This window comes from Novosphingobium sp. BL-S-21, assembly GCF_055521655.1.
In genome coordinates this window covers 801,049-825,171 of record NZ_CM145496.1, presented here as the reverse complement: position 1 = coordinate 825,171, position 24,123 = coordinate 801,049, and the positions used below count along the sequence as shown (strand labels likewise).

Genomic DNA, 24,123 nt, shown 5'->3' with positions numbered 1-24,123 from the left:
CCTCAGCTGCCGTCAGCGGTGCGTGTCGGTCGTTCGATGGGGCCGCCTTCGCGAACCAGTTCGGCCGTGTGCCCGCTCGATTGCAGGATCATGTGATTGCCCTCGACGGCGAAGCGGGGCGTTGCGACGAGCAGGGCGTTCACGGCCTTTTCCTGGTCCCAGGCGGGAACGGTGCAGGTCATTTCGGTAAGGGCGAGGGGCCCGGCGATCAGGCGCTCCTCGTCGATGCGCCAAGGGCCGTCCATGCGGTTGCAACCGACCTGAACGCCCACCTTGCGTCCTTCGAAGGTCAGGCGCGCATCCGTGGACTCGGGGCGTTGCCCGTCGATCAGGGCAAAGCGCCAGGTCGTGCGGGCCAGGGGCGAATCGTCGCCCTGTATGGAACAGGCAGCGAGGGGCGACAGGAGGCAGAGAGATAGCAGAGCGGCACGCATGATGCGGCGCACTCTACACGTCCCAGATGATGCCCGGATGAACGCCCTTTTCAGTTACCGTCCTGACGATGGGGTCCGTTAAGGTGTGCCAGGGCTTCGTAGGCCAGCACGGCACCCGCCACGGCGGCGTTCAGGCTGTCCGCCCGCCCGCGCATGGGAATGGTGACGCGCAAGTCACAGGCTTCCTCATAAGCTTGCGGCAGGCCCTGCGATTCGTTGCCGACCATCAGGAAGCACGGCGCGGCGTAAGGCGCCTGGCGATAATCCGTGGGATCCCGCAGCGAGGCCGCGACGAGCTGGCCATCGCCGGCCCGCAACCAGTCCTGGAATTCGTCCCACCGGGCGATCGCGATCTTTTGCGTGAAGATCGCCCCCATGCTGGCGCGCACCGCTTCGACCGAAAAAGGATCGGCGCAGTCGTCAAGCAGGATCAGCCCGCCGGCACCGACGGCATCGCCCGTTCGCAGCATCGTTCCGAGGTTGCCCGGGTCGCGCAGGGCCTGTGCCACCAGCCAGATCGGGGCCGAAGCGCGGTCTAGATTGGCAATGCGCGTGTCGAACTCGGCGAAGACGCCAGCGACGGCCTGCGGATTGTCCTTGCCGGTGACCTTGGCGAGAATTTCCTCGTCCATTTCGACGATATCGCCGCCAGCCTCCGCGACAGCCTGTTCGAGCGCATCGAGAAGAGGGTGTGGTTCGCGGCCGATAGCCATGACGAGCATCTCCGGCACGATGCCGCATTCGCGGGCATCGGTCAGAAGGCGCAGGCCCTCGGCCAGGAAGCGCTGCTCCCGCTTGCGGTGCTTCTTCTCGCGCAGAGAGCGCAGGAATTTGACCAGCGGGTTGGAGAATCCGGTAATGGTGCGGCGGTAGACCGCGCGGTCGGAAGGCGTCATTCTTCGCCGAAACCGTCACGCACGAGCGTGGCGAGGACCGCAAGCGCATCCTGCGCGCCTTCGCCCTGGCAGGCGATCTCGATGCTGTCGCCCTTGGCGGCACCGAGCATCATCAGCCCGAGAATGGAATTGCCGGCCGCTTCGGTCCCGTCCTTGCCGACGGTGACCAGCACGGATTCCGGCAGTTCGGCGACGTGGTTGACGAACTTGGCACTGGCGCGGGCATGAAGGCCGCGCTTGTTGACGATCAGCACCGTCTCACGCGCAGCGCTCATGCGGCGTCCTGCCCGAGGTATTCGCTGGCGATCGTGATGTAGTTACGCCCGGCATCGCGCGCGGCTGCGGCAGCGTCGCGCACGGACATGCAGGCACGCGCCTTGGCGAGGCGAATCAGCATGGGCAGGTTGATTCCGGCGATCACTTCGACTTTGCCGGCCTGCATCAGCGAGATCGCGAGATTCGAGGGCGTGCCGCCGAACAGGTCGGTGAGGATGATGACGCCTTCGCCGCTGTCGACGGCTGTGATCGCTTCGGCAATCTCGCTGCGACGGCGCTCCATGTCGTCGTTGGGACCGATGCAGACGGTGGCGACCGCGGACTGGTCACCGACGACGTGCTCCATCGCGTGTACGAATTCCTCGGCAAGATTGCCGTGAGTGACCAGGATCATGCCGATCATGCTGGGGTTAGGCTCCGAATTTCCTGCGAATGCGACCGGGTTATATAATCTTCTTTCACGCCACCGGACCCCTTCGAGAATTTCCCCCCTCGAGCAGATCAGCAGCCCGCGAGCCCAGGTTGCGATGCAACAATGTGGGCGAAAAACCCGCTTCGCGCAAGGCCGCTGCCATCTGCTCGGCGGTAAAAACGGAGCGGTGTCGCCCTCCGGTACACCCGAAGGCAATGTGGAGATAGGCCTTGCCCTGGGCGCGATACCGCGGAAGCAGGAGCAGCAGAAGGTCGCGAATCCGCGCAAATGCTTCGTCGAAAGCAGGGTCTTTGCGGATATAGTCGCCCACCGGGGCGTCCTGTCCGGTCATCGGGCGTAACTCCGAATCCCAGTGCGGGTTCTCCACGAAGCGCATGTCGAAGACGAAGTCGGCCAGCGGGGGCATTCCGCGTGAGAAGCCGAAGCTGGACACCGTGATCGTCAGGTCTTCCGGCTCGTCAGTGGCGAACCGCTCGCGAATCGCGCGTTGCAGGTCGTTAGACGTGAACTCCGTGGTTTCTATCAGGATGTCGGCCCAGCGGCGCAGCGGCGCCAGCAGTTCGCGCTCGGCCCGAATGCCGCTGTCCACCGGTGCGTCGGCCGCCAGGACATGGCGCCGGCGGGTCTCGTTGAAGCGGCGCTCCAGCTCCTTGCTCGAACAGTCGAGGAACAGCGTGGTGACTTCCAGATCCGCGCGTTCGCCCAGCGCTTTGACCTGTGCGATGACCCGCTCCGGATTGAAACCGCGGGTACGGCAATCGAAGCCGATCGCGAGCGGCGATGGGTCGTCCGAGGGTTTGCCCTCGATCATGCGCTCCAGCAGACGGACCGGGAAATTGTCGATGATTTCCCAGCCGAGATCCTCCAGCACCCGCAGGACCGTGGTCTTGCCGGCACCGAGCATGCCGGTCACCAGCAACACTTTCTGTCGGCGGGCGGGCTGAGTCGGGTCGAGAGGGGCCGGGGAAGCCGCTCCGGGGGGGAGATCGTCCTGCATCCGGGGCTGTTTGCGCCCCGGCGCGGGGAAAGAAAAGGGGCGATCTTACAGGTTTGTCACCCGGTGAGACCATAATGCAACAACGCCAGCTCAACCTTCAGCGCCAGGGGCCCGGCATCGGGCCAAAGGCGCAGCGCAGGTATGGCGATGCCGCCGAGGTCGATGGTATCCGCTGCTTCGATGAAACGCGGCGCGGCGGGGTCGAGCGTGACCAGCAGGGCCACCGGCGCCTCGTCGGCGCAGGGGAAGGGCAGAATGCCGAGATTGCGCACTTCCACCAGGCCCCGCGTGTGGGGGTGCGGCCGCGCCCAGAGGCGGCCGCTTGCCGCTTGCAGCAGAATGCCGTCGTCCCCCACCAGACGGGCGCCGCGGTCGATGAGCGCGAGGGCCAGGCCAGACTTGCCCGTGCCCGATGGCCCTTCGATCAGCACTGCGCGGTCCCCGATGGCGACGCAGGTGGACTGCCGGGCGAAAGGCGCGGTCATCTTCATTCCCCCTGCCACGCGGGCAGCGAAAGGAGCAGCCGTGCGCCATGCGTGCCGTCCGTGCGGTCCGTGGCGCGCAGCTTGCCGTAATGCGCCTCCACGATGGTGCGGGCGATGGCCAGGCCCAGGCCCGAATGCTTGCCGAACTCCTCGCTGTTCGGCCGCAGCGAATGGAAGCGTTCGAAGATGCGCTCGCGGGCGGCTTCCGGGATGCCGGGGCCGTGGTCGGACACGGAGAGAGTGACGCGGCCCTCGCTGCGGCCCACCGCGACTTCGATCGGCGTGCCGCCCGGCGAAAAGGAGATGGCGTTGTCGAGCAGGTTCTGGAGCACGCGTTCCAGCCGCGACGCGTCGCCGGGAACCAGGAGGTCGCCGTCGGCCTCGCGGATGATGCGGACCGGGCAGGCGCCGTTGACGCCGCGCTGCTCACGCTCCGCGACGAGCGCGCGGACGAGGCGGAGCATGTCGACCGGCTCGAACGTCGTGCGGCTGAGCTCCGCATCGATGCGGCTGGCATCGGCGATTTCGGTGACGAGGAAATCGATCCGCCGCACGTCGTCCTTGGCGATGCCGATCAACTGGCGCCGCAAGGAAGGCTCATCGACGCGGTCGAGATTCTCGAGCGCGCTGCGCAGGCTGGTGAGGGGGTTTTTCAGTTCGTGGGCGACATCGGCCGCGAAGCTCTCCACCGCGTCGATGCGCTGGCGCAGGGCGCCGCTCATGTCCGAGATCGCGCGGGCCAGCAGGCCGATCTCGTCGCGGCGGTCGGGCAGGCGCGGCACGATCACGCTGCGGTCGCGGCCGAGCCGCACGCGCACGGCGGAGCGGACCAGCTTGCGGAGCGGCTCGACGATGGTGCGCGCCAGGAACAGCGAGAGCAGGATCGAAACGGTGAGCGCAGCGCCGACGATGATGGCGAGCGTCTGGCGGGCCATGCGCACGTTTTCGGTAATGTCGCGCGCGTTGCGGGTGACGAGCAGCGCCTCTCCGCGGTGCCCGACCGGGGTTGCGGCGATGATCACCGGTGTACGGTCTGGCGCGGCCTTGTGGCTGACTTCGGTGCGTCCGCTGGCAAGAGCAGCAGCCACTTCCGGCCAGGCGGAGGCGCCGGCGCCGGGCGCATCGTGGTAATCGGCGACCGGCGGTGAGCCGAGGACCCAGTCCATGCCCTTGTCCAGCGCGCGGGCGGCATCCTGGAACCAGGGCTCCGTGGCGGGATCGATGAGGGTGTAGGAGGGCCTGGCCAGCGTGAAGCTGTCTGCCGCGAGCTTGCCGTTGCGGTCGAACAGGCGCAGGCGCAAGGCCTGGCCGGAGCCGATGCGGGCGATCAGGTCGCGGCGGCGTTCGGCCTGTTCGCCGTTCAGCGTGATGGCGACGACTTCGGCTTCCGCGCGGGCCAGGCGGAAGCGTTCGTCCAGCAATTCGCGGCGGTAGCTGTCGATGTAGAACAGGCTGCCCGCCAGCAGGGCCAGGGCGATCACGTTCACGGCGAGGATGCGCGCCGTCAGGGAGACGCGCCAGGACAGGCCGAGCCTGACCGGCAGAGGGGCCTTGCGCCGCTTGCGGGTGGGGCTGGACATCACGGCCGGGCGGAGGGGTGCAGAGGCGCGGGCGGGTTGGCGAGGGGCCGGAGGCGGCGGTGCGGTTCAGCCATCGGTGAACGAATAGCCGGCGCCGTAGAGCGTATCGATGGCCGAGAATTCGGGGTCGACCCCGCGGAACTTGCGGCGCAGGCGCTTGATATGGCTGTCGATCGTGCGGTCGTCGACGTAGACGTCCTCGCTATAGGCGGCATCCATCAGCTGGTTGCGGCTTTTCACGACGCCGGGCCGCAAGGCGAGCGCTTCCAGGATCAGGAACTCGGTAACGGTCAGCGAGACCGGTTCGCCATTCCAGGTCACCTGATGGCGCGCGGGGTCGAGGCTGAGGCGGCCGCGTGTCACCGGGTCGGGCAGGTTTTCCTGCACGGTCTCCTCGCTGGACGTCTTCGCCAGTTCGCTGCGGCGAAGGATCGCGCGAATGCGGGCGATCAGCAGGCGCTGGCTGAACGGCTTGGTGATGTAGTCGTCCGCGCCCATCGCCAGGCCGAGCGCCTCGTCGGGTTCCTCGTCCTTGGAGGTCAGGAAGATCACCGGCAGGCTGGACTGTTCGCGCAGCGCCTGGAGCAAGTGCAGCCCGTCCATGCGCGGCATCTTGATGTCGAAGATGGCCAGGTCCGGCGGATTCTCCAGCAGTGCCTTCAGCGCCGTTTCGCCATCGGTATAGAGGCGCGTGGCGAAGCCTTCGGCCTGGAGACCTATCGACACGGTGGTCAGGATGTTGCGGTCGTCGTCCACCAGCGCGATCGATTGCTGGCGGACGGGCGCCGGCAGGGTCTCTTCGGGGGAAGGGCTGCCCGTGGCGGGGGAGCCGGCCGGGCCTGGCGTGGAAGATGCCGTGGATTCAACCATGGATTGCGCTGCGTTCCTTCCGTGCAATCGAACGCCGTGACTAGCGGCTGCCGGCCTGGCCGTCCACGCCTTTGCGATTCGTCCCGAATTTGCCCCGGAATGGTCGAGGTGCATTCGTCCTACCTCCCCCGCTCCATTTATTTTTGCAAAAATTTGACGGAAAAGGGGCTGGGCGAATAATCGCCAGCCGATTCTTGCGCAAAAATGTCGGGGCGTGCCCGGTTCCCGCCGGTCCCGCCTTAAATGGAGGAGATGACATTGGCCGCTTCCCTTAACTATCCGCTCGCCAGTCAAGGCATAGAAACAGGCGCGAAAGTGCTCGCGAACCTCGGCACCGCGCCGTTGATCGAGCAAGCCGTCAAGAATGGCGAGGGCATGCTCGCTGCGGACGGTCCGTTCGTCGTGGCGACAGGCAAGCACACCGGGCGCTCGGCCAAGGACAAGTTCATCGTCAAGGACGCCGAGACCGAAAATACGGTCTGGTGGGGCAAGACCAATGTGCCGATGACGCCGGAACATTTCGCCGCGCTCAAGGCCGATTTTCTGGCCGCCGTGTCCGAGAAGGATCAGCTCTACGTGGCCGACCTGTTCGGCGGCTCGCAGCCGGAACACCGCGTGAAAGTGCGGGTGATCAATGAGTTCGCCTGGCACAACCTGTTCATCCGCACGCTGCTGGTGCGCCCGTCCGAGACGGAGCTGGAAAGCTTCGTGCCCGAATACACCATTATCGACCTGCCGAGCTTCCGCGCCGATCCCGAGCGCCATGGTTCGCGCAGCGAGACGGTGATCGCGGTCAATTTCAGCGAGAAGCTGATCCTCATCGGCGGCACGTCCTATGCAGGCGAAATGAAGAAGTCGGTCTTCGGCATCCTCAACTACCTGCTGCCGACCAAGGGCGTGATGCCGATGCACTGCTCGGCGAATATCGGTCCCGAGGGCGATACCGCCGTGTTCTTCGGTCTTTCCGGCACCGGCAAGACCACGCTTTCGGCCGATGCCTCGCGCACCCTGATCGGTGACGACGAGCATGGCTGGTCCGATACCGCCGTGTTCAACTTCGAAGGCGGCTGCTACGCCAAGATGATCCGTCTCTCGGCCGAAGCCGAGCCGGAAATCTTCGCCACCACTAAGCGCTTCGGCACGGTGCTGGAAAACGTGGTGATCGATCCGGAGACGCGCCAGATCGACCTCGACGACAACAGCCTGGCCGAAAACAGCCGCGGATCCTACCCGATCGACTTCATTCCGAACTGCTCGGAGAAGAACCTCGGCCCGGTTCCGAAGAACATCATCTTCCTGACCGCCGATGCCTACGGCGTGCTGCCGCCGATCGCGCGGCTCACCCCGGACCAGGCGATGTACCACTTCCTCTCGGGATATACCGCGCGCGTTGCCGGCACCGAGATCGGCGTGACCGAACCGGAAGCGACGTTCTCCACCTGCTTCGGCGCACCGTTCATGCCGCGCCATCCCTCGGTCTACGGCAATCTCCTCAAGGAGCGCATCGCCAAGGGCGGCGTGAAGTGCTGGCTGGTGAACACCGGCTGGTCGGGCGGCATGGCGACGATGGAAGGCATCAAGCGCATGCCGATCAAGGCCACCCGCGCCCTGCTCAATGCCGCGCTCGACGGCAGCCTCAACAATGCCGAGTTCAAGGAAGATCCGAACTTCGGCTTCGAGGTTCCGGTGGCGGTTCCGGGAGTCGACAGCAAGCTGCTCGACCCGCGCGGCGCCTGGGCCGACGGCGATGCCTATGACAAGACGGCGCAGACGCTGGTGCGCCAGTTCATCGAAAACTTCGCCCAGTTCGAAGAGCATGTCGATGAAGGCGTGCGCAAGGCGGCGCCGGTCGCGGCCTGATCTTGGACAATCCTGCTTCGAAAGCGCTTGGTTCTACGTGAATCAGGCATTCCGGCTTGAAATAAACAGGGGGCCTCGGAACTTCGGTTTCGAGGCCCTTGTTTTGTCATCAAGACAGTGCATCCTCCTCTTCCCCCTCTCTCCAGGAGAAAGACCATGGGACTTTTCGACGGCATCCTTGGACAAGTCAGCGACCACCCCGACATCGCGAACCTCGCCTCCAAGCTCGGCATCGAGCCGGCGCAGGCTGAAAAGGCGATTGCCGCGCTCGGACTGGCGCATCAGGAAGAGGGCGACACGGCGCAGCTGGCCGCGCAGAAGACCGGTCTCGGCGTCGGCACGATCCAGCAGGTGATCGCGGCCATCGGCGGCGAAGGCTCGCTGGGTCAGTTCGCCAGCCTGGTCGGCAGCGACCCTTCGAAGTTCACCGCGTTCCTCGACAAGGACGGGGACGGCAGCGTGATCGACGACCTGACCGACATGGCCAAGGGCTTCTTCGGCAAGAAGTAAGCGAACGGCCCAACTCGTGAATTATCGTCGTCCCGGATCCGATCCGGGACGACGTTACCATCAACCGGCCTTGCCGGTGGCGATATAGCTGTCGATATTCTTCGCCAGCACGTCCAGCGGCACATTGCCGCCGTCGACCACGGCCTGGTCGAAATCGCGCAAGTCGTAGCGGGTGCCGAGCGCCGCCTGGGCGCGGCTGCGCTGCCGATTGATCTCGGAGTGACCCATCTTGTAACCGCAGGCCTGGCCCGGCCAGGAGCAGTAGCGGTCCACTTCGTTGGCCACTTCCTCGCGCTTGTTGCCGTTCTTCTCCATGAAGAAGCGCACGGCCTCTTCCCGGCTCCAGCCCTTGGAATGGAGGCCGGTGTCGACGACCATGCGGCAGGCACGAAACGCGATCGACTGGAGATAGCCCAGCTGGCCGACCGGATCGTCGGCATAGGCGCCAAGCTCGTCGGCCAATTGCTCGCCGTAGAGCGCCCAGCCTTCCGAATAGGCGTTGAAGGCCAGGATCGAGCGGATCAGCGGCAGGCGGTTGGCATATTCGCCCTGCCAGACGTGGCCCGGGATCGCTTCATGGTGGACCAGAGTGGGCAGGTCGTACTTGCGGTGCAGGTCCGTGGTGCGCAAGTTGATCCACATCTTGCCCGGCACCGAGCCGTCGATCGAGCCGGCGCCGCCGTAAGCGGTCGGCGCGCCGGGTTCCTCGGCCAGCGGCAGGCGCCGCACTTCGACATTGCCCTTCACCGGATCGCGGAAGGCGCGCGGCATCTGGGCGCGGATCCAGTCGATGCGGTGGCGGATGAAGGCCATGATCTCGGTGCGGCCGGGATCGCCCTCGGGGAACATGAAGCGCTTGTCGGTGCCGAGCGCGGTCATCCGCTCGCCCACGGTGCCGGTGGTATAGCCCAGCTTCTGAAGGATCGGGTCCATGCGGGCATGGAGCGCGGCCAGTTCCTCAAGCCCGCGCTGGTGGATCTCCGCGGCGGGCACCGTGGTGGTCGTGCTGGCGCGCAGGGCCCAGGCGTAGAATTCCGCGCCATGAGGACGCTCGCGCATGCCCGGGTCGCCCTTGGCTACACCGCGCTGGCGCTTCAGTTCGGCGAGCTGGCGCTCCAGCGCGGGCACGACTTCGGCGGAAACGATGGGCTTCGCACGGCCCTCCCAGTTGCCGGGGATGGTCTTGGTGCGATCGACCAGCGAACTGACGAGGCCGCCGCCGTTGTTGCGGGCATCTTCGAGAGTGCTGGTCATCTGCGCGATGGCGCGGTCCAGCAGGAAGTCCGGCGGGACGAGGCCCTGGTCGGTGGCCTTGCGCATGCGCTCCAGCTCTCCGTCGAGCTGGTTGTCGAACTGCGACAGGCGCGAGATGTAGGCTTCCGCATCGGCGGCGGACTTCACGGGATGGTCGGCATCGAGGAACTTGGGCGTGTCGAGATAGGCGCCCACGTTCTGGATCACGACATAGGGCGTGTTGCGCCAGCCGCCCACGGCGACATCGCCATAGGGCTGCGCAAAACCGTCGAGCGAGGTCTTGTAAGCGCTGCGCACCACGGCAAGGCTGGTCTGCGTCGCATGGTCCAGGCCGGACACCGGGAATGCCTCCACGCGGGCGAGGTCTTCGCGCAAGGTCCTGGCGAGCGCGGCCTTGCCCGCGAAGGAGCGGTCCTCGGCCTTGGAGCGCAAGGCGGCATGGGCGCCCACGTCGATGCCCAGGCCGGTTGCGCCTTCCGGATTGTGCTCCAGCAGTCTCCAGGCGATCGAATCGAGCAGGGCGGCTGCGTCCTGCGGCTTGGCCGCCGCGGCGCGGGCGACGCCGGGCAGGGCGATGCCGGCAGTTCCGGCGGCGAGGAGTTGGAGCGTGGTGCGCCGCGAGAGTGCTGCGGCCGTCATGTCAGGGTTCTTCATGGCCGCGAAATCTGGCGGCGACGTTCCCGCCTGTCAAACCCGCTCGCGCCGGCCAGGCGAGTGCGTTAGGGGATAAGCCATGGACTTCGCCCTATCTCTCATGATCCTGACCATCGTTCTGCTCGTGTTGGGAGCCGTCGCGCTCTTTCGGCGCGGGGGCTACCGCAAGCAAGCCGCTTTGATGCTGGTGCTGGCGGGCGTGTTGACCGTGAACGTCGCGATCTGGACCTTGCCGAACTCGCAGGGCGACACGCTGGCCAAGGCTGGGGATACGAAAAAGGCGTCGGAGTGACTCCAACGCCTTTTTCACCCTGAAGGGCCTGGTTCCTCGGCCCTAGGAACCCGTCACTTGATCGGGCAATCCGGTGCCAGACGCATGTCGAGGTAATTGTCGACCGACCGCATCAGGTCGTCCATCTCGTTCTCGAAGAAATGGTTCGCGCGCGGGATCTCGTCGTGGTGGATCGTGATGTGCTTCTGGGTGCGAAGCTTGTCGACCAGCTTCTGTACGGCGTTCGGCGTCACCACCGTATCTGCCGCGCCCTGAATCAGGATGCCCGATGCGGGGCAGGGGGCGAGGAACGAGAAGTCGTACATGTTGGCCGGCGGGGCAACCGAGATGAAGCCGCGGATTTCCGGACGGCGCATCAAGAGCTGCATGCCGATCAGCGCGCCGAACGAGTAGCCGGCGATCCAGGTGGTCGAGGCTTCGGGGTGGATTGACTGCACCCAGTCAAGCGCGGCGGCGGCGTCGGAAAGCTCGCCCACGCCGTTGTCGAAGCTGCCCTGGCTGCGGCCGACGCCGCGGAAGTTGAAGCGCAGCGTCGCGAAGCCGCGATTCACGAAAGTCTTGTAGAGGTGCTGCGTGATGCGGTCGTTCATCGTGCCGCCGGCCTGGGGGTGCGGGTGAAGGATCATCGCCACGGGCGCGCGCGGACGCGGCGCCGGCTGGAAGCGGCCTTCGAGGCGGCCTTCGGGTCCGGGGAAGATGACTGCGGGCATAAGTTTCGCGAACCTGACCTGTTGAAACTCCCGCGAAAACGGCGGCGAATTTCTCGCCAGCCATCGCGGGAGTGGAAAAAGGGAAGATCGCTATATAGAAACCTTCGCTCCAAAAACAACTTTTCAAGCGATGTCAGCCCAACAGATCTATCTCGACCATGCGGCGACCACGCCGCTCCTGCCTCAGGCCCGCGAGGCGTGGCTGGAAGGGGCGGCGCTCTGGGCCAACCCGTCCAGCCCGCACAAACAGGGCCGCGCCGCTCGCGCCAGCCTGGAGGACGCGCGCGAGCGGGTGAAGAAAGCGCTCGGCTGGCAGGGCGAAGTGATCTTCACGTCCGGGGCGAGCGAAGCGCTGGCGATCGGTCTCGGCCGGGCCAGGGCGGAGCGGCGGCTGGTCTCGGCCGTGGAGCACGATGCGGTGTTCCGCGCCGCGCCGGACGCGCAGGAACTGCCCATGCGGGAGGGTGAAATCGATAGCGATGCCCTGGCAAGGGCTCTGGCCATGCCTGGCCGGGCGGTCGTGGCGGTGCAGTCGATCAATTCGGAGACCGGCACCGTTCTCCTGCCTTACGCTCGCAATCCGCTGGTGGAGCAAGTGCGCGCCGCGGGAGGGCTGGTCCTGGCGGACTGTTCACAGTCGGCCGGCAAGGCGGCGCTGCCCGATGCGGACATGATCGTGCTTTCGGCGCACAAGCTGGGCGGCCCCATCGGCATAGGCGCCTTGCTCGTCAAGGATTTCGCCATGCTCGCACCGAGCGGCGGGCAGGAGCGCGGCTACCGCGCGGGGACCGAGAACCTGCCGGGGGCTCTCGGCTTCGCGGCGGCCCTGGAAGCGATGGGGCTGGAGGGTTGGGCGACCACGGCGGAGCAGCGCCTCGATTTCAGGGCGGCGTTGTCCCGGTATGGCGAAGTGCTCCAGCCGGGCATGCAGTGCTCGCACATCTTTGCCGTGGCCGCGCCGCGTCTGGCGGCGACGGCCATGCTGATCCGCATGGACGCGGCCGGTTTCGCGATCTCGGCCGGAAGCGCGTGCTCGTCCGGTACGCTCAAGCAGAGCAGGGTGCTCAAGGGTTTCGGCATCGACGAGGATCTGGCCCGGCGCACCGTGCGCGTCAGCCTTGGCTGGAACACCACGCCCGCCGATCTGGACGCCTTTGCCGAGGCCTGGTCGAAGGTGAATGCGTGATCTACCTCGACTATCAGGCCACCACTCCGCTCGCCCCCGAAGCGCGGGAGGCGATGCTGCCCTGGCTCGGCGGGCCGGAGGGCATGGGTTTCGCCAACCCGCATAGCCCGCACCGTCCAGGCCGAGCCGCTGCCGCCATAGTCGAATTGGCGCGCGAGCAGGTGGCTGCGCTGCTGCCGCCCGGTGGGCGGGTGATCTTCACTTCGGGAGCCACGGAAGCTCTCAATCTCGCCCTGGCGGGAAGCCGCAGCACGCGACTGGCCGTTTCGGCCATCGAACATGCCGCCGTTCTCGATAGCGCGCGGGCGATCGATGCGGCGGTCTCGATCCTGCCGGTGAGCGCGCAAGGGCTGGTCGATCCTGCGCGGCCGATCCCGACGGGGACCGGCCTTGTCGCGGTGATGCAGGTCAACAACGAGATCGGCACGGTCCAGCCGGTGGAGGCGCTTGCCGAGGCCGCCCATGCGGCCGGGGCGCTGTTCCTTTGCGATGCCGTACAGGGTGCCGGAAAGCTGGCCCCGCCGGTCGGCGCCGACATGATCGCGATCTCGGCGCACAAGCTCTACGGCCCCAAGGGAATCGGCGCGCTCTGGGTGCGGGACGGCGTGGCGCTTGCTCCGCTGATCCATGGCGGCGGACAGGAGCAGGGCCTGCGTTCCGGTACCCTCAGCCCGGCCCTCTGTGCCGGTTTCGGGGCTGCGGCGACCATCGCGGCCGCGCGGATGGAGGAGGATGCCCGGACCGTCGATGCCCTGTGGAACGCCGCGCGCGATATCCTCTCGCGCTGGACGCTCAACGGGTCGCCCGAACATCGCTGGCGCGGAAACCTCAACCTGCGGCTGCCGGGGCTGGATGTCGCCCGGCTGATGTCGGACGTTCGGAACGTGGCCTTTTCCGCCGGTTCCGCCTGCGCCAGCGGTTCGGGACGGCCGAGCCACGTCCTCAAGGCGATCGGACTGTCCGATTCAGAAGCCAAAGCCTCTATCCGTCTGGGATTCGGGCGATATAGTGACCTTGGGGAGCTTGTGGATGCCTGCGAACGAATAGAAGCCGCAGCGGCGGTGCAGGGAGTCTGAATTGCTGAACGTGAGGTTCTTGACCGCGGAAGGAAAACTCGTCCTGGCGGAAGCCGAGACGGGAGACGTGCTTCTGCGCGTGGCGCAAGGCGCCGGCATGCCGCTGGAAGGAACCTGCGAGGGGCAGATGGCCTGCTCTACCTGCCATGTGATCGTGGCGCCCGACTGGTTCGACAAGCTCGAACCCGCCTCCATGGACGAGGAGGATATGCTGGACCTTGCTGCCGGTGTGGCGCGAACCAGCCGGTTGTCCTGCCAGATCGAGCTCACCGACGCGATGGACGGCCTGGAAGTGCGTATTCCGGGCCTTGCGCGGGATATGCAGATAGACTGAGAGGTCTGGCTTGTCGTCCCGGATCAGATCCGGGACGACGATCCGGGACGACAAAGGGTCAAGCGTCCGCTGCCGCTTCCTGCACGGCCTCGATCACCGCCTTGGAAAATGCGGGAATGTCGTCCGGCTTGCGGCTGGTGATGAGCAGGCCATCCACGGCGACCTCCTGGTCCACCACGTTCGCGCCGGCATTGCGCAAGTCCGTGCGGATGGAAGGCCAGCCGGTCACCGTCTTGCCGCGCACGGCGTCGGCTTCCACCAGGAGCCACGGGCCGTGGCAGATCGCCGCGACCGGCTTGCCCGCGGCCAGGAAGTCCCGCACGAGCTGGACCGCTTCCGGCTTGGTGCGCAGGACGTCCGGGTTCATCTGACCGCCCGGCAGCACGAGGGCGTCGAAGTCCCCCGCGCTGACGGAGTCGAGCGCGGCGTCGACCTTGACGCTGTCGCCCCAGTCGGTGTGCTGCCAGCCCTTGATCTCGCCGCTTTCGGGGCTGGCGATCACGGTTTCGATGCCGGCCTGGTTCAGCGCATCGCGCGGGCCGGTGAGTTCGGATTGCTCGAAACCGTTGGTGGCGACGATGAGCACGCGCTTGGTCATGGAAAATTCTCCAGTGTCTAGGGTTTGCAAAAGGAATGAACGGCGGAAAACTTCCGTTCCGGTGGTTCCGCTCGGCTCGCCGCGTTGCTAGGCCTGCTGGTCATGGTGACCACGACCGACGAAGACTCCGATCCCTTCGACGCCATCGTCGATGCGCCCTTCGATGCTGCGCTTTCCGAGCGCTACCTCGTCTACGCATTGTCCACGATTACAGCGCGTTCGCTGCCGGACTTGCGGGACGGGCTGAAGCCGGTCCACCGCCGCCTGCTCTGGGCGATGCGGCAGCTGAAGCTCGACCCGGCCAGTGCCTACAAGAAATCCGCCCGCGTGGTCGGCGACGTCATCGGTAAGTATCACCCGCATGGCGATGCCTCGGTCTACGATGCCATGGTCCGCCTCGCGCAGGACTTCTCGCTGCGCTATCCGCTGGTGCAGGGGCAGGGCAACTTCGGCAATATCGACGGCGATAACGCGGCAGCCTATCGCTACACCGAAGCGCGCCTGACGCGCACGGCAATCCACCTCATGTCCGGCCTGGACGAGGGCACTGTCGATTTCGTCCCCACCTACAATGGTGAGGAAAGCGAGCCGGAAATCTTCCCCGGCATGTTCCCGAACCTCCTGGCGAACGGTTCCACCGGCATTGCCGTGGGCATGGCGACCTCCATCCCCAGCCATAACGTCGCCGAAATCATCGATGCCACGATGATGCTGATCGACAATCCCCATGCCGAGCACGACCAGCTCATGCAGGTCTTCCACGGACCGGACTTCGCGACCGGCGGCATGGTGGTCGACAGCCCGGAGGCGATCAGCCACGCCTACGCGACCGGCAAGGGCGCCTTTCGCGTGCGCGGGCGTTTCTCCTGCGGCAAGGACGAGGCGGGCAACTGGGAGGAAACCGGGGTCGAGAAACTCGGCAGCGGCCAGTGGCAGCTGGTCATTTCCGAAATCCCCTACATGCTGGCCAAGGGCAAGCTGATCGAGCAGGTCGCCCAGCTCATCGCCGACCGCAAGCTGCCGATCCTCGAAGACATTCGCGACGAGAGCGACGAGCAGATCCGCATCGTCTTCGTGCCCAAGAGCCGCAATGTCGATCCGGAACTGCTGAAGGAAAGCCTCTACCGGCTGACCGATCTGGAGAGCCGCTTCTCGCTCAACCTCAACGTGCTGGATTCGCACCGCACGCCGGGGGTACTGGGGCTGAAGCTGCTCCTGTCGGAATGGGTCTACAGCCAGATCGACATCCTGCTGCGCCGCACCCGGCACCGGCTGGAAAAGATCGCCTCGCGGCTGGAGCTGGTGGCGGGCTACATCATCGCCTACCTCAATCTCGACCGGATCATCGAGATCATCCGTACCGAGGATGAGCCCAAGCCGGTGATGATGGCCGAGTTCGAGCTGACCGACCGTCAGGCCGAAGCCATCCTCAACATGCGCCTGCGTTCCTTGCGCAAGCTGGAGGAAATGGAGCTGCGCAAGGAGCACGCGGACCTGCTCAAGGAGCAGGACGACCTCAACAAGCTGCTCGAAAGCCCGGCCCGCCAGCGCACCCGCCTGAAGCGCGACCTGATGAACTTGCGCAAGGACTACGCCGAGGACACCGCTCTCGGCCGCCGTCGCACCACGATCGCGCAGGCCACGCCGACGGTGGAATTCTCGATGGACGCCATGATCGAGAAGGAGCCGGTGACGGTGATCCTCTCGGCCAAGGGATGGATCCGCGCGGCCAGGGGGCATGTGCCCCTCGGTCAGGATGCGAAGGGCGGCGACTTCAAGTTCAAGGAAGGCGACGGCCCGGCTTTCGCCTTCCATGCGCAGACCACCGACAAGATCCTGATCGCGGCGGACAACGGGCGCTTCTACACGCTGGGCGCGGACAAGCTGCCCGGCGCGCGCGGCTTTGGCGAGCCGATCCGCACCATGGTCGACATCGATGCCGATGCGCATCTGGTGGCGGCACTGCCTTACAAGCCCAAGGCGCAGCTGCTGCTGGCCTCCAACGTCGGGCGCGGCTTTGCCGCCGAGGCGGACGAATTGCTGGCGGAGACCCGCAAGGGCCGCGCCGTCATGTCCACCAAGCCGGGTGTGCAACTGGCCTTCGTTCGCGAGATCCCGGCGGAGCACGATCACGTTGCGGTCGTCGGTGACAATCGCAAGCTGGTGATCTTCAGCCTCGAGGAGCTGCCGGTCATGGCCAAGGGGCAGGGGGTCACGCTGCAGCGCTACCGCGATGGCGGACTTTCCGACATCATCACGCTCAAGCTGGAGGATGGCCTTTCCTGGACCATGGGCGGCGAAACCGGCCGCACCCGGACCGAGAAGGACATGGTCATGTGGAAGGTCGCACGCGGCGCCGCAGGCCGCCTGCCGCCGGTCGGCTTCCCGCGCGACAACAAGTTCCAGGGGTGATTCGAACCGCGTCGCCCGGACTCGATCCGGGGCGACGTGGTTTCTTAGCTTGCGGGCTGCGGGTGATGGGGGACGAGGATGAGCGTCCGGCCTTCTACGCGCCAGCTTGCCAGCCGCGAGAGCAGGTTCATGCCGATGACGTTCTGGTCCTCCAGACCCGGCGCCACGACCACGTCCAGCTGCCGCGCGACGACGCTGCCAAAGCGCAGTTCGTCCGCCGTGCCCAGCTCCGCCGCGACCGTGCCGTTGGCCGTGCGCATGGCGATGTTCTGACGCAGCGGCTGCGCGCGGACTTCGGCGCTGTTGGCCAGGCGCGGGGAGATCGCGGTCAGCGTCGCGCCGGTGTCGACCAGGAAATCGCCTTCGACCCCGTTGATCGTGGCATGGACCCAGAAGTGACCGTCCCGCGCCATCGGCACGCGGGTTTCGCCGCCGCTCACGCTCTGGCGGGACAGGCCCAGCTCCGGCAGTTCTATTCCAGGTAGGGCGAAGTCCGTACCGCTGGTAAGGCGCGTCGCTTGCGCCACGGTCAGCAGCAGGGCGGCCACCAGTCCCAGGTTGCCGAGCCCGCGTACAAAGCCGCCCAGCAACGGCAAGGGGCCGCGCAGCAGTCCGCCCAGCACGGTGACGAAGATCGCCGCCAATGCCAGGGCCAGCAGCGGCTGACCGGCGAGGAAAGACAGGAGCTGAGGAAAGTCCATCAGCAGGTCATAACAGGAACATCCTGTCGGAATGCTGACAGGATCACGATTTGGGCGAGGAGGAGGCCGAGGGTGTGTGCGGGGCCGCCGCGCGAGGCACCAGGATCAGGCGGCCGTTTTCCACCCGCCAGGCGGCAAGCTGGGAGAGCAGGTTCATGCCGATGACGTTGGTTTCCACCTCGTTGTCCGGCCCGATGGCGACGGGCAAGGCATGCGCCTCGATCGAACCGAACGCCAGCGAGGCGGCACTGGCCATGCGGGCGACGATGGTGCCGTTGGCGGTTTCCAGCATGACGCCCTGGTCGTCGCCATCGGGCTGGATCCCCGCGCGTTCGGCCACCGATTTCGAGATGCCGGTGTAGGTTGCGCCGGTGTCGATCAGGAAATCCACGGGCTCGCCATTGAGCCTGGCCTGGATCCAGTAATGCCCGTCAGCACGAAGCGGGATCACCGTCTCGCCGCCCTCGACCGAAGGCGGGCGCGTCTCGTCCAGCCAGAGCGCGGCTTCGGAGCGGGTGTTGTGAAGCGCGACTTGCGTCACGGTCAGCAGCAGCGCGGCGACCAGTCCGAGGTGCGAAAGGTTGCGTAGCGACTGGCCCAGCCGCGGTCGGCGGCCGGCGAGCATCCCGGCCAGCACCGCGACGAGAATGGCCAGGATGGTCAGCGCCAGCAGCGGCTTGGCATAGAACAGATCGGTCAGCTGCCCGAGGTTCACGAGCTTTGGCCGGCAAGTTCGGCATCGAGCAAAGCGGAAACCCGTGCTTCGTCCGGGAAGCCTTCCGCGATCCAGCGATCCTCGACCCGGCGCAGCAGGCGCGCCACTTCGGGGCCGGCGCCGACACCGCGCGCGACGATCTGGCCGCCCTTCAGAGGAAAGGCCGGTATGTCCCAGTCCCGCAGCGCAGCCGTGTCCGCGCCTGCGATCAGGAAGCGATCGAGCGCGCCTTCGATGCCCAGGCGATAGGCGAGCGCGCGGGGCTCGCCCAGGGCTTCGTCCCGCCCGGCAGCCACGGCGAGACGCTTCTTCTGCGCACCCGAAAGGCGGAAGCGCGAGGCGACCTGTTCTGCCAGCGACACTTGCGGCGGCAGCAACGCGGCAAGGCGGCGGATCGCGTCGGGGGCGATCCCCTGCGCCTGTTCCACGGACACGAGGGCAGCGAGCGCTTCGGGCCGTGCCTCGGGCAGGATCACCGCCAGCACACCAAGCTGCGCCATGCGCGCCACGGTCGGCGCCGGATCGGGCAGGCCGAGCAGGTTCATCGTTTCCATGCCCACGCGTTCGCGCGAAAGGCCCTTCAGCGTGGAGGCGAGTTCGGCGCAGGCACCTTCCGCTTCCTGATCGGCGGGCATCGTGCCGAAGCGGGCCTGGAAGCGAAAGTAGCGCAAGATGCGCAAGTGGTCTTCGCGAATGCGCTGACGGGCATCGCCGATGAAGCGGACGCGGCGCGCGACAAGGTCGTCGAGCCCGCCGAACCAGTCGAATATCTCGCCGCTCGCCGGGTCGGCGTAGAGCGCGTTGATGGTGAAGTCCCGCCGGGCCGCGTCCTCGCGCCAGTCGGTGGCGAAAGCCACGGTGGCGCGGCGGCCGTCCGTGGCGACATCGTGGCGCAAGGTGGTGATCTCGACCGGGCCGCCCGGCAGCACCGCGGTGACGGTGCCGTGCTCGATCCCGGTGGGGACGTGGCGGATCCCGGCGTCCCAGAGGCGCTGCATGACGTCCTCGGGCGTGAGGAGCGTGGCCATGTCGATGTCCTTCACCGGCTGGCCGAGCAGGCTATCCCGAACCGCCCCGCCGACGTAGCGCGCGTTTCCGTGGCCCAGTGCGGCGACGAGCGCGGCAAGGTCTTCGCGCTCCATCCACGGGGCGGTCAGTCTTTCAGTCATTCCAGTTCAGCCTGCGGGCAAGATTGTGAAGGATCGCACCGGTAACGCCCCAGATGCGGTGGTCATGCCAGGTGATCTCGACAAAGGCATGGCGGCTGCCTTCGGCCTCGATCCACCTGGTCTTCTGGTTGGCCGGGTCGAGCACGAATTCGGCCGGCGCCTCGAACCACTGCGCCACTTCGGCGGGGTTCGGGATGATCGGCAGGTCGGGCGGGATGATGCCGATCACGGGGGTGATCTCATAGCCGCTGCCGGTGCGATAGAGATCGCTGGTGCCGATCACCTTCACGTCGCCGGGCCTGATGCCGAGTTCCTCGTGCGCCTCGCGCAGGGCGCCCTCCACGGCGGTCTCGCCGGGATCGAGGCGGCCGCCCGGGAACGCGATCTGGCCGGGGTGGGCGCGCATGGTAGAGGGGCGGTGCAGCATCAGCATGCCGGGGCGCGGGCGCTCGGTCAGGGTGATGAGCACGGCGGCCGGCTTGAACGTTTCGATCTGGTCGATGCGCGGGTCGATCCACAGCGCGTCCGGCGCGCCGTGACGTCCGGCCTCGAAGCGGCGCGATACGTCGTCGAACAGCCCGTTCATGCGGGAACGAGCGAGAATGTCGCGCCCTGGCTGGATACGGAAAGGTCGCCGCTCGCAAGGGCGATCTCGGCGATCTGGCCATAAGTGCTGCGATTGAGACGTGCCTCGGTGCCATGGCGCACACCGAGGTAGAGTGCGGGCGTCTCCGGATCGCCCACGCTGCGGATAGGGTGGTCCGGCCCGGCCACCACGAGATCGTCGCTATTGAGCCGGAACACCAGCGTATCCCCGTCCTGCCGCACGTCGACGGCGATGAAGGCCGCATCCTCGACCTCGATCGAGAGCTTCTCGGCGGGTGTCACCAGCCAGTGCCGACCCTCGGCGTCGCGCAGCAGCAACGAGGCGAATGCACGGACCATGGCGGGACGGCGAATTTCGCCGCCCTGATGGAACCAGCGGCCATCGGCGCGAATGACCATCTCGCTGTCGCCGCTGCTGGCGGGCGTCCACTCTGCGACCGGCGGCAGCTTGCGCGCGGCGACCAGCTCGGCGACCTGGGCGAGCGAAAGGGCGTTCAATTCGGGCGGCGGTTCATAAGGCATGGGCTTGCGATGCCAGATAGGGCTTCGCGCGCCAAGGTCCAGTGCGCAGCGTCATGGACGAAGAGCAACGAGGCCCGGCGCGCGGGTTCACCGCGCAGGCTTGTCGCCCAGGCTCGTGACTTCGGCCGGCGGTCTAGCGGAGCCAGGGGCCCAGCATGCCTTCGCGCGGCAGGACGGCGGGATTCTCGCAGCGGACCAGCAGGCGGTGACGCTCGAACGGGCCGGGGAGGTTCCAGCCCTGCGTCCATTCGTTGGAATAGCCCCAGAACCGGCCGTAATACTCGGGATCGCCGACCATGACCTGCGGCAGGGGTGCCCGCGAGTCGATGCCTGCCATCGCCGCCGACATCAGCGCCTGGCCATAACCCTGGCCCTGGTGGCCGGGCATGACGGCGACCGGGCCGACCATGATCATGGGATGGGCGCGGCCCTCGGCATCGTTGAGCGCGACCGGCCAGCACTGGATCGTGCCGACCAGCATCTCCTCGCCATCGAGCGCTGCGAAGCTGAGGCCGGGAAGCCAGTCCACCCCTTCGCGCACCTTGTAGGCGGTGCGGCGGTGACGCTCCGGTTCGAACGCGCTGTCGAGCAGGGACTCGACGAGAACGGGATCGACATTGTCGAGCGGGATGAGCGTGGCAGCATCGGACATGGCGCGCGCCACTAGGTGCGGCGCGCGCATTTGTCGATTCAATTCGGCGGCGGTCGGATGGCTGCCAGACCCTTTGCCAAGCCGTTTGCCCGTCTGCTGCAAGGTTCCTGGTGAGTCAGGACTTCGGCGTCAGCTTCAGCAGATGGCCCGAAGCGCCGGCCGGTCCGTCTTCCAGCAGCCAGATCGTGCCGTCTCCGCCCTGTTCGATTTCGCGGATGCGGTTTTCCATGGGGTAGCGGGCTTCCTCGGTCGCCTTCTCGCCCTTGATGCTGACACGCACCAGGCCGGGCAGGGTGAACGAGGTGATCAGCACCTGGCCTTTCCACTGCGGGAACAGCGGGCCCTTGTAGAAGATGAAGTCGCCGGGCGCGATGACCGGGTTCCAGCTGATGGCCGGAGCGGCGAGGTCCGGCCGGGTGGAATGGCGCGGGATCGGCTTGCCGTCGTAATGGTCGCCGTCCGAAACGAGTGGCCAGCCGTAGTTCTGTCCGGGCTTCACGAGGTTCAGCTCGTCGCCGCCGGCCGGGCCGTGCTCCAGATCCCAGAGCCGGCCCTGGTCGTCGAAGGCGAGGCCCAGCACGTTGCGGTGGCCATAGGACCAGATCTGGTTGGTCGGCGCGGGCTTGTCGGCCCACGGGTTGCCCGGCGCGGGCGTGCCGTCGGGCAGGAGGCGGACGATCTTGCCGAGATTGGTGCCGAGGTCCTGCGCGGGCGTGAATTTCTGCCGCTCGCCCGAGCTGACGAACAGATACTTGCCATCGGGCGAGAAGGCCAGGCGGTGCGAATAATGCCCGCGCCCGGTCACTTTGGGCACCTGCCGCCAGATCACCGAGAGACCCTCGATCGAACAGGTGGCCGGCGCTGGGCAGGAGAGGGTGCCGCGGCCCACCGCGGCGCCGCGCGTATCGCCTTCGCCCGCTTCGGCCCAGCTCAGATAGATCACGCGGCCGTCGAGCGAGGCGCCCTTCTGGTCCGGCGCGAAGATCACGTCGCCAAGGCCGCCCTGGCCGCCGTAATCGACTTTCGGGGCGCCCGAGACGGCGCCGAGCGTGCCGTCCGCGAGGCGCAGCTTGATCGTGCCCTTCTTCTCGGTGACGATCATCGCGCCGGTTGCCTTGTCGATCGCCATGGCCCAGGGTTCGTCGAAGCTGGCGACCTGTTCGGTCTTGAAGGAGATTTCTTCGGAAGCGCTGGCCGAGGCCTTATCCCCCGTGGCCGCCGCTCCGCAGCTTGCGAGCGCGAAAGCGACGGGCGATACCGCCGCAAGGAAGGATCTGGAGTTCACCGGCTTGGTCATGTCGACTGCATCCCTGTCTGTCATCGTGCCCGGCACGGGTGCCAACCGCCTCGTCATCGGGGTCGATGAAGCGGGGCGAGGGCCTCTGGCCGGCCCGGTTGTGGCGGGCGCGGTGGTGCTGTGCAAGCCCCGACCCTCGGGGCTGGACGATTCCAAGAAGCTCTCCGGCAAACGCCGGGGCGAGCTGGAAGCCACGATCAAGCGCCGCTGCCGCTGGGCCGTGGGCGTGGTGGACGTCGAAGAGATCGACCGTCTCAACATCTTCGGCGCGACGATGCTGGCCATGACCCGGGCCGTATCCGCACTCTGCGCCGCGCTGGACGAAGAGCCGCACGAGGTGCTGATCGACGGCAATCTCACCCCGGCGGGCCGCACGGCGGACTGGCGCTGGCAGGCGCGCGCCATCGTTGGCGGTGACGCGATCGAACCCTGCATTTCGGCCGCCTCGATCATCGCCAAGGAGCACCGCGACCGCATGATGCGCACCCTGGCCGAAGCACATCCGCACTATGGGTGGGAACGCAATGCCGGCTACGGCACCGCGCAGCACCTGGAAGCCCTGCGCAAGCACGGCCCGACCCCGCACCACCGGCGCAGCTTCTCTCCCGTCGCCCAGCTGGAGATGGCGCTTTGAAGGGTTTCACCGCCGCCTCGGTCGCCGGGCAGGCGGGCAAGTGCTTCCTTGTCACCGGGGCCAATACCGGGCTTGGCTTCCACGCCACCCGAGTGCTCGCAGCTCATGGCGCGCGGGTGCTGATGGCCTGTCGCAACGAGGAAAAGGCGCGGCTGGCCATGGAACACATCCGCATGGACGTGCCGGGCGCCAATCTCGCCTTCGTGCCGCTCGATCAGGCGGACCTGTTCAGCGTGCGCGAATGTGCGGAGCAGGTCGCCCGCGACGAACCGCGGCTCGACGTGCTGGTGAACAATGCCGGCGTCATGGTCCCGCCGCTCGAAAGGACGGTGCAGGGCCACGAACTGCAATTCGGCGTGAACCATCTGGCGCCTTTCGCGCTGACCGGGCTGCTCCTGCCGAAGCTGGCCGAGACGCCCGGCGGGCGGGTGGTCATCACGGCCAGCCTGGCGCATGGACGCGGCCGGATCGACTGGGACGATCTCGACGCGCGGCACAGCTACAAGGCGCGGCAGCGGTATGGAGACAGCAAGCTCGCCAACCTGCTGCACATGTTCGAGCTGGACCGCCGCCTGCGCGCCGCAGGATCGCCGGTGAGCGCCTATGCCTGCCATCCGGGCATCGCCTCGACCGATCTAGGCCGGCACTCGCTGGCATTCCGGGCGCTGTTCCCGATCGCGGGCGCCGTCCTCAACACGGCCGAAGAGGGGGCGTGGCCGACGCTCCAGGCGGCAACCGATCCCGCCGCCGAACCGGGGCAATATTACGGACCGCAGCGCTTCGGCGGCATGTCCGGGCCTTCCGGCATCGCCCGCCGCAATGCTGCCGCACGCGATCCGCAGGCAGCGCGCCGGCTTTGGGAAGTGAGCGTGCAGATGACCGGGATCGACTGCGGCCTGGCGGGGCTCTGACTCTTCCGGCGCAATAAAAATTGCCCTGAGTCCGTCGAGTCACAACCCCCATATCTAGA

Annotated in this window: 27 protein-coding genes; 9 read left to right on the top strand and 18 right to left on the bottom strand. The window is 66.8% G+C overall.

Annotation, left to right across the window (positions count from 1 at the left end; translation table 11 throughout):
* Window positions 1–2: 2 nt before the first annotated feature.
* From ACZ1J6_RS12315 to ACZ1J6_RS12280, 8 genes are all read right to left on the bottom strand, one after another.
* Window positions 3–446 (bottom strand): META domain-containing protein, encoded by a 444-nt coding sequence (locus ACZ1J6_RS12315; RefSeq protein ID WP_465128101.1) that lies wholly within the window; start codon window positions 444–446, stop codon window positions 3–5.
* A 38-nt stretch (window positions 447–484) separates the two neighbouring features.
* Window positions 485–1,330 carry a TrmH family RNA methyltransferase gene (locus ACZ1J6_RS12310; protein ID WP_431567033.1) on the bottom strand — a complete coding sequence of 282 codons (846 nt, stop codon included), beginning with the start codon at window positions 1,328–1,330 and terminating at the stop codon, window positions 485–487.
* Complete coding sequence (locus ACZ1J6_RS12305; protein WP_132263103.1) at window positions 1,327–1,605, bottom strand: HPr family phosphocarrier protein; 279 nt, start codon at window positions 1,603–1,605, stop codon at window positions 1,327–1,329. The genes ACZ1J6_RS12310 and ACZ1J6_RS12305 overlap by 4 nt, the downstream gene beginning before the upstream one ends.
* Complete coding sequence (locus ACZ1J6_RS12300) at window positions 1,602–2,009, bottom strand: PTS sugar transporter subunit IIA (RefSeq protein WP_132263101.1); 408 nt, start codon at window positions 2,007–2,009, stop codon at window positions 1,602–1,604. Before ACZ1J6_RS12300 ends, ACZ1J6_RS12305 begins: the two co-directional genes overlap by 4 nt.
* Window positions 2,010–2,064: 55 nt before the next feature.
* Window positions 2,065–2,943: an RNase adapter RapZ gene (gene rapZ, locus ACZ1J6_RS12295; RefSeq protein ID WP_243840873.1), complete on the bottom strand. Its 879-nt coding sequence runs from the start codon at window positions 2,941–2,943 to the stop codon at window positions 2,065–2,067.
* Between the two features lie 149 nt (window positions 2,944–3,092).
* A complete protein-coding gene (locus ACZ1J6_RS12290; RefSeq protein WP_431567032.1) occupies window positions 3,093–3,521 on the bottom strand; it encodes an HPr kinase/phosphorylase in 429 nt (142 codons plus the stop codon).
* A 2-nt stretch (window positions 3,522–3,523) separates the two neighbouring features.
* The gene (locus ACZ1J6_RS12285; RefSeq protein WP_132263097.1) at window positions 3,524–5,101 is read right to left on the bottom strand and encodes a sensor histidine kinase; all 1,578 of its coding nucleotides are present in this window, start codon (window positions 5,099–5,101) and stop codon (window positions 3,524–3,526) included.
* Window positions 5,102–5,167: 66 nt separating this feature from the next.
* The gene (locus ACZ1J6_RS12280; protein ID WP_132263095.1) at window positions 5,168–5,971 is read right to left on the bottom strand and encodes a response regulator transcription factor; all 804 of its coding nucleotides are present in this window, start codon (window positions 5,969–5,971) and stop codon (window positions 5,168–5,170) included.
* A gap of 258 nt (window positions 5,972–6,229) precedes the next feature.
* On the opposite strand from ACZ1J6_RS12280, the gene ACZ1J6_RS12275 reads away from it, so the two are divergent.
* Both ACZ1J6_RS12275 and ACZ1J6_RS12270 read left to right on the top strand, forming a co-directional pair.
* Window positions 6,230–7,831 carry a phosphoenolpyruvate carboxykinase gene (locus ACZ1J6_RS12275; protein WP_431567031.1) on the top strand — a complete coding sequence of 534 codons (1,602 nt, stop codon included), beginning with the start codon at window positions 6,230–6,232 and terminating at the stop codon, window positions 7,829–7,831.
* A 156-nt stretch (window positions 7,832–7,987) separates the two neighbouring features.
* Entirely contained in the window at window positions 7,988–8,341 is a 354-nt protein-coding gene (locus ACZ1J6_RS12270; RefSeq protein WP_132263092.1) for a hypothetical protein, read from the top strand.
* A gap of 60 nt (window positions 8,342–8,401) precedes the next feature.
* Here ACZ1J6_RS12270 and ACZ1J6_RS12265 read toward each other — a convergent pair whose 3' ends face one another.
* Window positions 8,402–10,249 (bottom strand): DUF885 domain-containing protein, encoded by a 1,848-nt coding sequence (locus ACZ1J6_RS12265; protein ID WP_431567030.1) that lies wholly within the window; start codon window positions 10,247–10,249, stop codon window positions 8,402–8,404.
* A 100-nt stretch (window positions 10,250–10,349) separates the two neighbouring features.
* On the opposite strand from ACZ1J6_RS12265, the gene ACZ1J6_RS12260 reads away from it, so the two are divergent.
* Complete coding sequence (locus tag ACZ1J6_RS12260) at window positions 10,350–10,541, top strand: hypothetical protein (RefSeq protein WP_465128100.1); 192 nt, start codon at window positions 10,350–10,352, stop codon at window positions 10,539–10,541.
* A 53-nt stretch (window positions 10,542–10,594) separates the two neighbouring features.
* Here the strand turns inward: ACZ1J6_RS12260 and ACZ1J6_RS12255 are convergent, their stop codons facing one another.
* Window positions 10,595–11,251: an alpha/beta hydrolase gene (locus ACZ1J6_RS12255; RefSeq protein WP_132263087.1), complete on the bottom strand. Its 657-nt coding sequence runs from the start codon at window positions 11,249–11,251 to the stop codon at window positions 10,595–10,597.
* A 130-nt stretch (window positions 11,252–11,381) separates the two neighbouring features.
* On the opposite strand from ACZ1J6_RS12255, the gene ACZ1J6_RS12250 reads away from it, so the two are divergent.
* From ACZ1J6_RS12250 to ACZ1J6_RS12240, 3 genes are read left to right on the top strand one after another with little or no spacing between them, the layout of a single operon-like run.
* A complete protein-coding gene (locus ACZ1J6_RS12250; RefSeq protein ID WP_431567029.1) occupies window positions 11,382–12,437 on the top strand; it encodes a cysteine desulfurase family protein in 1,056 nt (351 codons plus the stop codon).
* The gene (locus tag ACZ1J6_RS12245) at window positions 12,434–13,513 is read left to right on the top strand and encodes a cysteine desulfurase family protein (protein ID WP_431567028.1); all 1,080 of its coding nucleotides are present in this window, start codon (window positions 12,434–12,436) and stop codon (window positions 13,511–13,513) included. Before ACZ1J6_RS12250 ends, ACZ1J6_RS12245 begins: the two co-directional genes overlap by 4 nt.
* Before the next feature lies 1 nt (window position 13,514).
* Window positions 13,515–13,847, top strand: a complete 333-nt coding sequence (locus ACZ1J6_RS12240) for a 2Fe-2S iron-sulfur cluster-binding protein (protein ID WP_132263082.1) — start codon at window positions 13,515–13,517, stop codon at window positions 13,845–13,847.
* A 58-nt stretch (window positions 13,848–13,905) separates the two neighbouring features.
* Here ACZ1J6_RS12240 and ACZ1J6_RS12235 read toward each other — a convergent pair whose 3' ends face one another.
* On the bottom strand, window positions 13,906–14,445 hold the full coding sequence (locus tag ACZ1J6_RS12235; RefSeq protein ID WP_431567027.1) for a type 1 glutamine amidotransferase domain-containing protein: 540 nt from the start codon (window positions 14,443–14,445) through the stop codon (window positions 13,906–13,908).
* A gap of 102 nt (window positions 14,446–14,547) precedes the next feature.
* Between ACZ1J6_RS12235 and parC the strand changes: the two genes are divergently transcribed.
* A complete protein-coding gene (gene parC, locus ACZ1J6_RS12230; RefSeq protein WP_132263079.1) occupies window positions 14,548–16,857 on the top strand; it encodes a DNA topoisomerase IV subunit A in 2,310 nt (769 codons plus the stop codon).
* A 44-nt stretch (window positions 16,858–16,901) separates the two neighbouring features.
* Here the strand turns inward: parC and ACZ1J6_RS12225 are convergent, their stop codons facing one another.
* The 7 genes from ACZ1J6_RS12225 to ACZ1J6_RS12195 form a co-directional block, all read right to left on the bottom strand.
* Entirely contained in the window at window positions 16,902–17,558 is a 657-nt protein-coding gene (locus ACZ1J6_RS12225; protein WP_314465541.1) for a retropepsin-like aspartic protease family protein, read from the bottom strand.
* A gap of 43 nt (window positions 17,559–17,601) precedes the next feature.
* A complete protein-coding gene (locus tag ACZ1J6_RS12220; protein ID WP_431567026.1) occupies window positions 17,602–18,273 on the bottom strand; it encodes a retropepsin-like aspartic protease family protein in 672 nt (223 codons plus the stop codon).
* A complete protein-coding gene (locus ACZ1J6_RS12215; RefSeq protein ID WP_431567025.1) occupies window positions 18,270–19,442 on the bottom strand; it encodes a CCA tRNA nucleotidyltransferase in 1,173 nt (390 codons plus the stop codon). Before ACZ1J6_RS12215 ends, ACZ1J6_RS12220 begins: the two co-directional genes overlap by 4 nt.
* Entirely contained in the window at window positions 19,435–20,028 is a 594-nt protein-coding gene (locus ACZ1J6_RS12210; RefSeq protein ID WP_431567024.1) for a CoA pyrophosphatase, read from the bottom strand. The genes ACZ1J6_RS12215 and ACZ1J6_RS12210 overlap by 8 nt, the downstream gene beginning before the upstream one ends.
* Complete coding sequence (locus ACZ1J6_RS12205) at window positions 20,025–20,570, bottom strand: DUF1285 domain-containing protein (protein WP_431567023.1); 546 nt, start codon at window positions 20,568–20,570, stop codon at window positions 20,025–20,027. The genes ACZ1J6_RS12210 and ACZ1J6_RS12205 overlap by 4 nt, the downstream gene beginning before the upstream one ends.
* Window positions 20,571–20,703: 133 nt before the next feature.
* On the bottom strand, window positions 20,704–21,222 hold the full coding sequence (locus tag ACZ1J6_RS12200) for a GNAT family N-acetyltransferase (protein ID WP_132263069.1): 519 nt from the start codon (window positions 21,220–21,222) through the stop codon (window positions 20,704–20,706).
* 115 nt (window positions 21,223–21,337) lie between these two features.
* The gene (locus ACZ1J6_RS12195) at window positions 21,338–22,519 is read right to left on the bottom strand and encodes a PQQ-dependent sugar dehydrogenase (protein WP_431567022.1); all 1,182 of its coding nucleotides are present in this window, start codon (window positions 22,517–22,519) and stop codon (window positions 21,338–21,340) included.
* Between ACZ1J6_RS12195 and ACZ1J6_RS12190 the strand changes: the two genes are divergently transcribed.
* Window positions 22,518–23,153: a ribonuclease HII gene (locus ACZ1J6_RS12190; protein WP_431567021.1), complete on the top strand. Its 636-nt coding sequence runs from the start codon at window positions 22,518–22,520 to the stop codon at window positions 23,151–23,153. The two genes, ACZ1J6_RS12195 and ACZ1J6_RS12190, sit on opposite strands and share 2 nt — an antisense overlap.
* Complete coding sequence (locus tag ACZ1J6_RS12185) at window positions 23,150–24,064, top strand: oxidoreductase (RefSeq protein ID WP_431567020.1); 915 nt, start codon at window positions 23,150–23,152, stop codon at window positions 24,062–24,064. The genes ACZ1J6_RS12190 and ACZ1J6_RS12185 overlap by 4 nt, the downstream gene beginning before the upstream one ends.
* Window positions 24,065–24,123 lie beyond the last annotated feature (59 nt).

What these genes read in the sequence shown, in the direction of transcription:
- ACZ1J6_RS12310 (WP_431567033.1), bottom strand. Translation starts at nt 1,330, where the DNA reads ATGACGCCTTCCGACCGCGCGGTCTACCGCCGCACCATTACCGGATTC.
- ACZ1J6_RS12305 (WP_132263103.1), bottom strand. Translation starts at nt 1,605, where the DNA reads ATGAGCGCTGCGCGTGAGACGGTGCTGATCGTCAACAAGCGCGGCCTT.
- ACZ1J6_RS12300 (WP_132263101.1), bottom strand. Translation starts at nt 2,009, where the DNA reads ATGATCGGCATGATCCTGGTCACTCACGGCAATCTTGCCGAGGAATTC.
- rapZ (WP_243840873.1), bottom strand. Translation starts at nt 2,943, where the DNA reads ATGCTCGGTGCCGGCAAGACCACGGTCCTGCGGGTGCTGGAGGATCTC.
- ACZ1J6_RS12290 (WP_431567032.1), bottom strand. Translation starts at nt 3,521, where the DNA reads ATGACCGCGCCTTTCGCCCGGCAGTCCACCTGCGTCGCCATCGGGGAC.
- ACZ1J6_RS12285 (WP_132263097.1), bottom strand. Translation starts at nt 5,101, where the DNA reads ATGTCCAGCCCCACCCGCAAGCGGCGCAAGGCCCCTCTGCCGGTCAGG.
- ACZ1J6_RS12280 (WP_132263095.1), bottom strand. Translation starts at nt 5,971, where the DNA reads ATGGTTGAATCCACGGCATCTTCCACGCCAGGCCCGGCCGGCTCCCCC.
- ACZ1J6_RS12270 (WP_132263092.1), top strand. Translation starts at nt 7,988, where the DNA reads ATGGGACTTTTCGACGGCATCCTTGGACAAGTCAGCGACCACCCCGAC.
- ACZ1J6_RS12265 (WP_431567030.1), bottom strand. Translation starts at nt 10,249, where the DNA reads ATGAAGAACCCTGACATGACGGCCGCAGCACTCTCGCGGCGCACCACG.
- ACZ1J6_RS12260 (WP_465128100.1), top strand. Translation starts at nt 10,350, where the DNA reads ATGATCCTGACCATCGTTCTGCTCGTGTTGGGAGCCGTCGCGCTCTTT.
- ACZ1J6_RS12255 (WP_132263087.1), bottom strand. Translation starts at nt 11,251, where the DNA reads ATGCCCGCAGTCATCTTCCCCGGACCCGAAGGCCGCCTCGAAGGCCGC.
- ACZ1J6_RS12250 (WP_431567029.1), top strand. Translation starts at nt 11,382, where the DNA reads ATGTCAGCCCAACAGATCTATCTCGACCATGCGGCGACCACGCCGCTC.
- ACZ1J6_RS12235 (WP_431567027.1), bottom strand. Translation starts at nt 14,445, where the DNA reads ATGACCAAGCGCGTGCTCATCGTCGCCACCAACGGTTTCGAGCAATCC.
- parC (WP_132263079.1), top strand. Translation starts at nt 14,548, where the DNA reads ATGGTGACCACGACCGACGAAGACTCCGATCCCTTCGACGCCATCGTC.
- ACZ1J6_RS12225 (WP_314465541.1), bottom strand. Translation starts at nt 17,558, where the DNA reads ATGGACTTTCCTCAGCTCCTGTCTTTCCTCGCCGGTCAGCCGCTGCTG.
- ACZ1J6_RS12215 (WP_431567025.1), bottom strand. Translation starts at nt 19,442, where the DNA reads ATGACTGAAAGACTGACCGCCCCGTGGATGGAGCGCGAAGACCTTGCC.
- ACZ1J6_RS12210 (WP_431567024.1), bottom strand. Translation starts at nt 20,028, where the DNA reads ATGAACGGGCTGTTCGACGACGTATCGCGCCGCTTCGAGGCCGGACGT.
- ACZ1J6_RS12205 (WP_431567023.1), bottom strand. Translation starts at nt 20,570, where the DNA reads ATGCCTTATGAACCGCCGCCCGAATTGAACGCCCTTTCGCTCGCCCAG.
- ACZ1J6_RS12200 (WP_132263069.1), bottom strand. Translation starts at nt 21,222, where the DNA reads ATGTCCGATGCTGCCACGCTCATCCCGCTCGACAATGTCGATCCCGTT.
- ACZ1J6_RS12190 (WP_431567021.1), top strand. Translation starts at nt 22,518, where the DNA reads ATGTCGACTGCATCCCTGTCTGTCATCGTGCCCGGCACGGGTGCCAAC.
- ACZ1J6_RS12195 (WP_431567022.1), bottom strand. Translation starts at nt 22,519, where the DNA reads ATGACCAAGCCGGTGAACTCCAGATCCTTCCTTGCGGCGGTATCGCCC.